Annotated in this window: 11 protein-coding genes; 5 read left to right on the forward strand and 6 right to left on the reverse strand. The window is 68.9% G+C overall.

Going from position 1 to position 10432, the window contains the following annotated elements:
* Positions 1-11: 11 nt before the first annotated feature.
* Entirely contained in the window at positions 12-404 is a 393-nt protein-coding gene (locus tag GLO27_RS10550; RefSeq protein ID WP_017831448.1) for an SIP domain-containing protein, read from the reverse strand.
* A 114-nt stretch (positions 405-518) separates the two neighbouring features.
* On the opposite strand from GLO27_RS10550, the gene GLO27_RS10555 reads away from it, so the two are divergent.
* Genes GLO27_RS10555 through GLO27_RS10565 form a run of 3 tightly spaced genes read left to right on the forward strand, consistent with a single transcriptional unit; the run spans position 519 to position 4048 of the window.
* The gene (locus GLO27_RS10555) at positions 519-782 is read left to right on the forward strand and encodes a glutaredoxin domain-containing protein (RefSeq protein WP_017831447.1); all 264 of its coding nucleotides are present in this window, start codon (positions 519-521) and stop codon (positions 780-782) included.
* Between the two features lie 31 nt (positions 783-813).
* The gene (locus tag GLO27_RS10560) at positions 814-2223 is read left to right on the forward strand and encodes an MFS transporter (protein ID WP_243844761.1); all 1410 of its coding nucleotides are present in this window, start codon (positions 814-816) and stop codon (positions 2221-2223) included.
* 28 nt (positions 2224-2251) lie between these two features.
* Positions 2252-4048 carry an aldehyde dehydrogenase family protein gene (locus tag GLO27_RS10565; RefSeq protein WP_208323597.1) on the forward strand — a complete coding sequence of 599 codons (1797 nt, stop codon included), beginning with the start codon at positions 2252-2254 and terminating at the stop codon, positions 4046-4048.
* Positions 4049-4051: 3 nt separating this feature from the next.
* On the opposite strand, the gene pip is transcribed toward GLO27_RS10565, so the two are convergent.
* Together pip and GLO27_RS10575 are read right to left on the reverse strand one after the other, a co-directional pair.
* Positions 4052-5026, reverse strand: coding sequence for a prolyl aminopeptidase (gene pip / locus GLO27_RS10570; protein ID WP_021198756.1), 975 nt, complete (start codon positions 5024-5026; stop codon positions 4052-4054).
* 70 nt (positions 5027-5096) lie between these two features.
* Positions 5097-5981 carry a neutral zinc metallopeptidase gene (locus GLO27_RS10575; protein ID WP_021198757.1) on the reverse strand — a complete coding sequence of 295 codons (885 nt, stop codon included), beginning with the start codon at positions 5979-5981 and terminating at the stop codon, positions 5097-5099.
* Between the two features lie 52 nt (positions 5982-6033).
* Here GLO27_RS10575 and GLO27_RS10580 point away from each other — a divergent pair, with 52 nt between their 5' ends.
* Together GLO27_RS10580 and GLO27_RS10585 are read left to right on the forward strand one after the other, a co-directional pair.
* The gene (locus GLO27_RS10580; RefSeq protein WP_021198758.1) at positions 6034-7023 is read left to right on the forward strand and encodes a malate dehydrogenase; all 990 of its coding nucleotides are present in this window, start codon (positions 6034-6036) and stop codon (positions 7021-7023) included.
* A gap of 54 nt (positions 7024-7077) precedes the next feature.
* On the forward strand, positions 7078-7566 hold the full coding sequence (locus tag GLO27_RS10585) for a dehydrogenase (protein ID WP_029260475.1): 489 nt from the start codon (positions 7078-7080) through the stop codon (positions 7564-7566).
* Between the two features lie 21 nt (positions 7567-7587).
* Here GLO27_RS10585 and GLO27_RS10590 read toward each other — a convergent pair whose 3' ends face one another.
* Genes GLO27_RS10590 through GLO27_RS10600 form a run of 3 tightly spaced genes read right to left on the reverse strand, consistent with a single transcriptional unit; the run spans position 7588 to position 10266 of the window.
* Positions 7588-8268, reverse strand: a complete 681-nt coding sequence (locus GLO27_RS10590) for a hypothetical protein (protein ID WP_167254716.1) — start codon at positions 8266-8268, stop codon at positions 7588-7590.
* A gap of 43 nt (positions 8269-8311) precedes the next feature.
* Positions 8312-9976 carry an alpha/beta hydrolase gene (locus GLO27_RS10595; protein WP_021198761.1) on the reverse strand — a complete coding sequence of 555 codons (1665 nt, stop codon included), beginning with the start codon at positions 9974-9976 and terminating at the stop codon, positions 8312-8314.
* Positions 9973-10266 (reverse strand): hypothetical protein, encoded by a 294-nt coding sequence (locus GLO27_RS10600; RefSeq protein WP_021198762.1) that lies wholly within the window; start codon positions 10264-10266, stop codon positions 9973-9975. Before GLO27_RS10600 ends, GLO27_RS10595 begins: the two co-directional genes overlap by 4 nt.
* Between the last annotated feature and the right edge of the window lie 166 nt (positions 10267-10432).

The following is a 10432-nucleotide window of genomic DNA, read 5'->3' on the forward strand; positions in this document are numbered from 1 at the left end:
CCGACGTGAGGTCAGTTGGCGACGCCGAGCAGACTGCGCGCCATGCGCGCCACGTGCGGCGGAGTGTGCGGCCCGAGCCACACCGTCCACTGCGACGGCGGCTCACTGCATGCCCACTCCACGCACCACGCGTGCACGGCGTTCGCGAGCCGTTCGCCGCGCGTATGCGCCCTCGTTCCGTCTCCACGCACGAGCCAGCGCACCGACACCCCGTCGGGGACGTCGATGTGTCGGAACTGGATGCGTGCCGCCGCTTCGAGAATGACGACGCCCTGCGCGTCCCACGGCAACCGCGCGGCGATGCTCGCGATGAAGCCGGCGTCGGCGGCGTCGCCGGCGATGAGCACGGCACCCTCGATGTCGTCCCAATCGGGATCCTCCAGATGCTCGCATGCGCCGCTCATGGCCCCAGCCTAAGTTAGGGCACCCTTACTTACAAGGGATGAGTCCGGAATGCCCCACCGCGCGCCCAGCCGGCACTCAGCGCCACCTCATCCGCGCGGCCGTAGGCTGGATGCATGACTTCTCCTGCCTCCGACACCATCACGATGTTCGGCGCCGACTGGTGCCGCGACTGCATCCGCACCAAGAAGCAGCTCGACGCGCTCGGTGTCGAGTACACGTACGTCGACCTGGTCGCCGAGCCCGCCGCCGCAGACGTGGCGAAGGAGATCTCGGGCCGCACCAACATCCCCGTCGTCGTGTACCCCGACGCCTCGCACCACGTCGAGCCGTCGAACGCCGACGTCGAGTCGAAGCTGCGCGAGCTCTCGCTGATCTGACCCCGCGGCATCGCCCCACTACACTGGCGCGATGAGCACCGAGGCTCGGTCCGAACGAGCACCCGTCCGTCTTTCTCCGCGCACGATCGTGCTGTACGCGATCGGCTCCCTCGGGACTGGCGGCTATGCGACACTGCCGGGCCTCGTGCTGACCTACTTCCTCACCGACAACCTCGGTGTCGCCGCCCTCGCCGCCGGTCTGATCGTCACGGCGGCGAAGATCTGGGACGTGCTGATCGACCCGCTGATCGGGGCCGCGTCCGATCGCCAGCTCGCTCGCACCGGGTCGCGCCGCGGGTTCATGGTGACCGGTGCGCTCGCTCTGCCATTCTTCTTCGCCCTCACCTTCGCCGTACCGCCCTCCTGGGGGCCGGTCGCCGGAGCGATCAGTGTGCTGCTGGCGTTCCTGGCGACCGCGACGGCATTCAGCCTGTTCCAGGTGCCGTATGTCGCTCTGCCCGCGGAACTGACCGGCAGCTACGACGAGCGCACGCGTCTGCTCGGGTGGCGCGTGGTCGTGCTGACGGCAGCCATCCTGCTGTTCGGCGCCGGTGGCCCCGCCCTGCGCAATGCCGGCGACGACCCTGTGCAGGGCTACCTCTTGATGGGCATCGCCTCAGGTATCGCAATCGGCATCGGCATGCTGATCGCCTCCGGGACGGCGGATATGGCGGCGAAGCGCACCGCGGCCGCCCCCGTCACCACCGCTGACGCTGCCGCCGCCGTCGCTTCGACCTGGCGGCACCAGTACATGTCGGGCTTCCGCGCACTCGGGCGCAGCCAGCCCTTCCGTGCACTCCTGGGGACGTTCGTGCTGCAGGCGCTCGCAACGGGAACGATGCTCGCCGGCGCGCAGTACGTGGCGACCTGGGTGCTGCGGTCGGAGGACGCGGTCACCTTCGTCTTCGTCGCGCTGGTGGGCCCCGCACTGCTCGCCACCCCGGGATGGACCGTGATCGCGCGACGGGTCGGCAAGGAGCGGGCGTTCGCGATGGCCACCGTGCTGTTCACCGCGGCCGCGGCGTCGCTCGTCTTCGCCGTCTGGGCATCCGGCGCCTGGATCTACGTGTCCGTCGCGGTGGCCGGCGTCGCCTACGCAGGACTCCAGTCGCTGCCGATGGCCATGCTGCCCGATGTGATCTCGCACGACGAACGCACGAGCGGAGCGGGACAGGCCGGCACCTTCACCGGCATCTGGACCGCGGGCGAGACCGTGGGCTTCGCCCTCGGCGCGACCGCTGTGTCGTTGACCCTCGCGGCCACCGGCTACATCTCGACCGTCGCAGGCGCCACGGTCGAACAGCCGGACGCGGCCGTCACGGGCATCGTGCTCAGCTTCAGCGCGCTGCCCGCCGTGCTGATGGCCGGGAGTCTGCTGACCCTCCGCCACTACCGCCTGCGCCGAGCGGACATCGATACCCTCGAGCCCTTCCACGCCTAAGCTGGGATCCCGTCCGAAGGAGACGTCGATGACTTCTGCGAGCACAACCGCCACCTCCGCCCCGACCTCGAAGCGCGCGTCGGGAAGCGCAGCCCCGGAGCTGGGCGAAGGGGAAAGAGAACGGCTCGACGCCGCGGTCGATGCCCTTCAGACCGGAACGCGCACCTGGTCTGCCCTCACCGTCGCCCAACGGGCGACGCTGCTGCGCGCGGTGCGCACGAGCGTCGCCGCCACCGCGGAGGACTGGGCGCACACGGCCGCCGCCTCGAAGGGCCTCGACGCGCGGCATCCCCTGCGCGGTGAAGAGTGGCTCAGCGGACCGTACAGCGTGCTCGGCGCGCTCGACGCCTATATCGAGACCCTCTCGCGCCTGGCGAACGGTGTGAACCCGCTCGACGGGATCACGATCGATCGCGCGCCCGGAGGACGCACCCGCGTGCACGCCTTCCCCCTCACCGGCATCGACGGGTTCCTGTTGTCGGGCTTCGCGGGCGAGGTCTGGCTGGAACCGGGGATCACCCCCGGCGCCGCGCGCGCAGCGGCCGGCCTCGCGCAGCGCACGCCCACCGAGTCGGGCGGTGTGGGCCTCGTGCTCGGAGCGGGGAACGTGACGTCGATCCCGGTGCTCGACGTGCTCTACGAGCTGCTCGCCCACAACCGCACGGCTCTGCTCAAGGTGAACCCGACACAGGATGCGCTGGTGCCGGTCTACAAGCGCGCACTCGCGCCGCTCATCGAGCCCGGGTTCCTGCGCATCGTCCGCGGCGGGCCCGACGTCGGGGCCTACCTCACCGGCCACCCCGGACTCGTGCACGTGCACATCACCGGCTCGGCGGCGACGTTCGACACCATCGTCTGGGGTCCGTCGAAGGGCGAGGGCGCGGCGGCGACGAAGCGACGACGTCGTGAGGATCGCCCCCAGCTGAAGAAGCCCATCACGGCTGAGCTCGGCGGCGTCTCCCCCATCATCGTCGTGCCCGGCGCCTGGACCGATGCCGACCTCACCTACCAGGCCGAGCACATCGCGACCATGCGGCTGCAGAACTGCGGGCACAACTGCATCGCCGGCCAGGTCGTGATCATCTCGTCCGACTGGGACCAGGCGGATGCCTTCCGCGCAGCGCTGCGGCGCGCGTACGCCAACGCGCCGGAGCGCCCGATCTGGTACCCCGGTTCCTCGTCGCGGATGGAGCTCGCGACCGACGCCTACCCCGACGCCCTCGTGCTGGGCGACCGGCTGCTCGTCGAGATCGATGCCGACGACGATCCGACGGCACTGGAGAGCACCGAGTACTTCGCCCCCGTGCTGGGCGTCGTGACCGTGCCGGGCACGGGCCAGGACTTCCTGGACGCCGCCGTGACTCACGCCAACGACAAGCTCCAGGGCACCCTCGGCGCGAACCTGCTGATCGACCCCGCGACCGAGAAGTCGCTCGGCGCCGGCTTCGAGCGAGCCATCGCCGCGCTCCACTACGGGTCCATCGCGATCAACAGCTGGACGGCGTTCGCCTTCATCACCCCCACCCTCACATGGGGTGCATTCCCCGGTGGAACGATCGGCGACGTCGGCAGCGGCATCGGTGTGGTGCACAACGCCCTCCTGCTCGACGACGTCGAACGCTCGGTGCTGCGCGGCCCTTTCCGCCCGTTCCCCCGGTCGCTGCCGATCGCGAACGGCGGTGGACGATTCACGATCCTGCCGAAGCCGCCCTGGTTCGTCTCCGCGCGCACCGGGGCTGTCGTCAGCGAAGGGCTGACCCGTTACCGGGTGGACGGCAGCATCACCGGGCTCGTGAAGACGCTGACGAAGGCGCTGCAGGCCTGACGGTCAACGCGTCGATCGCGCGAACCGATCGGTCGCTGCTCGGAGCGCCTTCTGCGTGCCGGGCTCTGTGGCCGCGTGACCGGCGTCGTCGACCACGACGAACTCCGCCTCGGGCCAGGCGCGGTGCAGATCCCATGCGGTCATCATCGGTGTCGCGACATCGTGTCGTCCCTGCACGATGACCGTCGGGATATGGCGGATGACGTCGACACCGGCGATCAGCTGCCCTTCCTCCCACCAGCCGCGGTTGACGAAGAAGTGGTTCTCGATGCGGGCGAACGCCGTGGCCTTCGCCGGATCGGACATCGCCTCGATCTGCGCGATATCTGGGGTCAGGGTGACGGTCGATGCCTCCCAGGTGGACCAGGCGACCGCCGCCGGCACGTGCACGGCGGGATCGGGGTCGAACAGTCGACGGTGATACGCCTCGATCATGTGCGAGCGCTCCAGCACGGGGATCGGTGCCAGGAAGCTCTCCCAGAGATCGGGGAACAGCGCCGCGGCACCACCCTCGTAGAACCACTCCAGTTCGACTCGACGCAGGGTGAAGATGCCTCGGAGCACCAGCTCGGTCACGGCTTCCGGGTGCGCCTGCGCGTAGGCGAGCGCGAGTGCGCTGCCCCACGATCCGCCGAACACCTGCCACTTCTCGACGCCGAGATTCTTGCGCAGAAGTTCGATGTCGGCGATCAGATGGGCCGTCGTGATGTGACGGAAGTCGGCGTCGGGTGCACTCGCGTGCGGGGTGCTGCGCCCGCAGCCGCGCTGGTCCAGCAACACGATGCGGTAGCGCTTCGGATCGAAGAACCGCCGCTGCCACGGCGATGTCCCACTGCCGGGACCGCCGTGGAGGAACACCACCGGCTTGCCCTCGGGGTTGCCGCTGACCTCCCAGTAGACCCGGTGGCCGTCACCGACGAGGAGTTCCCCTGTCTCGTACGGTTCGATCGGTGGATACAGTGCATCCGTCTTCTTCATCGTCGGCCCCCCAGCCGGTCGTGCTGACTACTTCGTCAACGGTAGCGGACGTTCGCCCACCCGCCGGGCATCACGGGTCCAACTGATCGGCGGGAAGCGTCAGCACCTGCGCGCAGACGCCCAGCCCGTTCTGATAGCCCTCCGCGAACCAGCGCTTCCGCTGCACACTGGATCCGTGCGTCCAGGTCTCCGGATTCGAGAACCCGGACTGCTCCTGGATGTGGTCGTCGCCGACGGCCTCTGCCGCGTTCAGCGCGTCCTCGATCTGCGCTTCGGTGGGCTTCATCAGGTACGGATCGCCGTCGGCATCCTTCTGCTCGGTCATGCGGCCGAGCCACGCCCCGGCGTAGCAGTCGGCCTGCAGCTCGATCCGCACCCCATTGCTTCCCGGCCCCGTGCCGTTGTTCGGGTAGGCATCCATGTCGCCCGTGATGTTCTGAATGTGGTGACCCCACTCGTGCCCCACGATGTACAGCTGCGCGAGATTGCCGGCGGACGCCCCGAACTGCTGTTGCATGAGTTGGAAGAACGTCGGGTCGACGTAGACCCCTTCCTCCGGGGGACAGTAGAACGGCCCCACGGCATTGGACGCCGTACCGCACTGTGTCGGCGTCGATCCGTCGACGACGATCATCTGCGGCTTGCGATAGCCCTCCACGTTCTCGGCCCAGAAGGCGTCCAGCGCGACCTGAGCACCCGCCATGCGGCAGTCGACGTCGGCGTTCGCCTGCGCCCCCGTATCGCAGTTCTCGATGACCGATCCGCCCGCTGGTTCGCTGCCTCCGCTCGGCGCTCCGCCACCCAGCAACCCGGTCAGGTCGATGCCGAGCAGAGGCCCGGCGATGAGCGCGATGATGCCGAGCACGCCCACGCCCGTGCCACCGGCGATCGCTGCCGTGCGCCCGCGACGACGCGTGGTGTTGCCAGAGATGTCGGCGTCGGGATTGAAGGTCATGGGACGAGGGTACTCCGAGCGGAGGCCCCTCGAACGGACGTAGGCTCGGGGCATGACGACCACGATCACCATCACCGGAGCCGGCGGACAGATCGGCTACGCACTGCTGTTCCGCATCGCGGCGGGCGACCTGCTCGGCCCGGATGAGAAGGTGCGTCTGCGGCTGCTGGAGATCCCGCAGGGGCTCGGTGCCGCGGAGGGCGCGGCGCTCGAATTGCAGGACGGCGCGTTCGGACTGCTGGATCACGTCGAGGTGACGGATGACGCCGCAGTGGGATTCGACGGCTGCGACCTCGCCCTGCTCGTCGGTGCACGTCCACGCGGGCCCGGTATGGAGCGCGGCGACCTGCTCGCGGCCAACGGCGGCATCTTCGGGCCGCAGGGTGCGGCCATCGCGGCGAACGCCGCATCCGGCGTGCGCGTCACCGTGGTCGGCAACCCCGCCAACACGAACGCGCTGATCGCCGCCGCCTCGGCAGATGGCGTGCCCGCCGAGCGTTTCACCGCCCTGACACGGCTCGACGAGAACCGCGCGCGGGCTCAGCTCGCACTGACGCTGGGGGCTCCGGTGCACACGGTTCGCCGCGTGCCCATCTGGGGCAACCACTCGGCGACCCAGTTCCCGGACATCTCGCACGCGACGGTGGGCGGCCGGCCGGTGGGAGAGGCGCTCGAACAGATCGTGGGCGACGTTCCCTCCTGGCTCGACCGGACGTTCATCCCCCGCGTGGCGAAGCGTGGGGCGGAGATCATCGAGGTACGGGGCTCCTCGTCGGTGGCATCGGCGGCGAGTGCGACCATCGATCACGTGCGCGACTGGGTGCGGGGCACCGACGACTGGACGTCGGCCGGCGTCGTCTCCCACGGCGAATACGGCGTTCCGGAGGGCCTGATCTCGTCCTTCCCGGTGCGGTCGATCGACGGTGAGTGGCACGTCGTCGAGGGACTCGAGTTGAGCGAGTGGGCACGCACCCGGATCGATGCCTCGGTGGCCGAACTGCAGCAGGAACGCGAGACGGTGCAGAGCCTCGGCCTCTTGTGAATCCGGTCACCGCGACGCACGCCGACAGGGCAGAATGGATGCCGGAGGTGCGCGATGAGCGAGACGATTGATCCCACGAAGACCACGGCATCGGTCGAAGAGGCTCTGACGAGTCCCCTGCACCTGCCGCACGATGCGGCGTCCTGCCCGAAGTGCTTCACCGAGTTGCAGCAGAACCGCAACTTCTGGACCGCCCGCCCCGACGGCTCACGCCTGGTCGGTCTCGTCGTCGCCCGCGAAGGTCTGCCGTCAGTGGTCGAGCAGCGCGAAGATCTCACCCGTTTCGGTGTGCCGATCGAAGGATTCCGTCACCCGGCGCCCGACATCCTGGAGAGCTGGAACGACCGCCTCGCGCGCCTCATCTCGACCCTGCGCATCGGCGACGTGGTGGTCGTCGTGAACATCAAGGCTCTCGGCCTCGACGCGGACGAAGGCGCCCGCACCGTGGCCGAACTGCGCAAGCACGGCATCATCGTGAAGGTGCTGAATCACGACGCGCGGCACCTGGCCGACGCCGCCGCCGTACACACCTCGGCCCGCTGAGACACCGTCCGAGAGCGCTCGTCAGCCGCCGTAGGGCGCGACCGGGAACGCGGTCGTCGTCGGCTGAGGTTCGACGGGCGATCCGTCTTCGTTGTAGTACACCGGGCTCCCCTCTTCGGGGAAATAGAACCGCGGCTGCCAATTCGGACCCTCGAACGCCGGGAATCGCAGCGAAGCCCCGTCATAGGCGAGTTCTCCGCCGAAGACCATGTCCGAGAGCGCGGCCGCATCGCCGGGGATGCACCCGGGCATCGCCGTCGCGGAGATCTGGTTCCGACCGGGCCGGATCGTCACGACACCTCGGCCGACGTCGCCTCCGGTGCCGACGATGTTGACTTCCTGCCGATCGCCCTCTCCGAATCGCGTCGTGCTCGCCTCCACCCCGGCATCCTCGAACGCCGCCGTCGCCGCGGCCACCACGGCCTCCACATCGATCTCCTCCGCCGGTTCGAGCACCCGCGCCCAGGAGAACGTGTACCCCGAGACGTCGCCGTCGATCCGGCAGGGAATCGGCGAGGCGCCGAATGAGCCCTGGTCCACGGCCCAGTCGCCTTCGTGGATCGCCATGATCACGGAGTGCATGACGGTGGAGTACGCGACGTAATTCTTCTCGCCATCGCGATACAGCGCATCGCCTTCGGGCGCCGACGTGGTTCCGCAGCTCGTCATCGTCATCACCAATCCGACGGCTGCTGCCGCCATCACTCCGCGCCGCCATATCCCGCGCATTCGTCGTCCCATTCGCTCAGAAGTCGATGAGAGCGTACTCATCGCTGATCCACCAGTTGCTCGCATCCCAGAACCCCTGCGTACTGCCCTCGCCGCCGCGAACGGTACCGGGCTCCCCGGTCTGGATGATCTCCGACACGTTGTAGAAGGATTCCGAACCCGGCTCGAGGTATGCACCGGGCCCCAGAGCATCGTGTCCGGTCGCGGACGGAAGACTGTCGCCGGATGCGCTCACGCCACCGTCGCTGTCGAACACGGTAGTCCCTGACAGGGTCTCCGGGCTGACAGGATGCCCGGGAGCCGTGGCGCGACCGACGCGGGCCACGGCGTCGTCCTCGGAGATCGTCGCATAGATCTGCGGGGGCTCGCCGTTGGTCAGGTTGTCGACGACGGCCGCATCGTTCGGGAACCCGGCGGATCCGACCGCGATCAACGAGGTGACGCCGAGACCGTCGGGCTGCGATCCGATGGCGAGCGCCGCTGTCGTACTGCCATACGAGTGTGCGATCACGTTGACGTCGGCCTCGGGCGACAGCGCGCGTACCGCGAGCAGGTAGGAGCGCAAGGACGCCGCTCCGTCCTGCGCTCGACCCATCGCGGGCTCCTCGAGGAGTTCCGGCGTGTCGTAGCCGAACCAGACGACGGTCGCGGATCCGGCTCCCACGGAGGAGTTCAGCGCCTTCGCCGATTCACCCCACGATTGCAGGTCGTGCACGTTCCCCAGCATCCCGGGGACGAGAGTATTGATCTCCGACGCCGTCAACAGGTCGCCGTAGGCGATCGCCGCGGTCACCTGCTCCGAACCGTCCGGGTCGAAGCTGATCAGATTCGGGGCCGGGATCCCACCCGCGTTCAGCGCTCGCACGATCGCTTCGAGGTCGTCACGGTGCGGACCCGCGGGTTCGGTCTGGAGCACCTCCTCCAGCCTCGCGGCGTTCACCCTCGCACGCACGTCCCAGGGGACCCCGTCGAGGTTGCCGACGATGGCGGGGTGGCTGTCGATGAGCTCCTGCTGCAGTTCGGGGTTCGCCGCCCAGAGTCGAGCGACCTCCTCCGGGCTTGAGGCCGCGAGCAGGTCGGCGAGCAGGTCGCGCGCCTGGTTCGTCAAGACGGCACCCGTGCCTGCGGCGAGTGCGGCGAGGGCCGCATCGTACGCGGCGTCCCAGTCGCCGTAGAGCCGTTCGTACTGGTTCCAGAGCTCGTCCAGCGCCTCTTTCGCGGCATCACGGTCGACGATCGCATCGTTCACGGCGTCGGTCGTCTCATCGATCTCGGACTGATCGTCACCGTAGGCGGCGGCCATGGCGGCACGACCGGCTCGATCGGCGGCGATGTCGAGCCGGGACCACTCGGCGTGCGCCGTCTCGATGTCGTCGATCAGATCGTTGGCGGGCTTGGCATACGCATCGAACGCGTCGGCATAGCTTTGCAGGACGCCGGCGAGGAGTTGTGCCTCGGCGATGTCGGCGGGGAGCAGTGCGGCGAGGTCATCGGCATCTGCGCGCACCGCTGTGACCGCACGACCGACTCCGCGCAGTTCCTGCGCGGAGTTCGCGGCCGAACGCACGTCGCCGAGCCGGTCGGCCACGCGCGTGAACAGACCGCTCCAGTACCCCATGGATCCGCTGCTGCCCTCGAGGCGTTCGAGCGGATACCCCCGATTCGGCGATGTCAGGCTCATGGTCCGTCCCGCCCGGTGAGTTCGACATCGAGGTCGGAGTACTTGCTCGCGATGGCGGAGATCGCGGCAGCGAGGTCATCCCCCGATTCGACGCGGTCGTACACCCGGTCGTGCAAAGCGGTCAGCCGCCGGTGCATCTCGAGTCGCAGAGCGGAGCGGTGCGCCGGGTTCTCGACACCGGTGTCGTCACCCTGCAGACCCGCCGCCTGCGTGAGGACCTCAGAGGTCGCGGTCGTGAGGCTCCTCGCGGCATCGTTCAGCTCCGCGTAGAAGATCTCGACGTCTGACATGGCCACCCCCCGGTTCCGCCGGATTCACCCTACCCCGGTCGCGCACGGTGAGCCGATGGGGAGAACTGCCCATCGACCGCGATCTCCGGACCCGAGGACACGAAGAAGGGGCCGACGGCGAACCGTCGACCCCTTCTCGAGACTGTGTGTCAGCTGCCGGCGAGCT

Source organism: Microbacterium sp. Be9 (assembly GCF_011754135.1).
GTDB classification, from domain to species: Bacteria; Actinomycetota; Actinomycetes; order Actinomycetales; family Microbacteriaceae; genus Microbacterium; species Microbacterium maritypicum_A.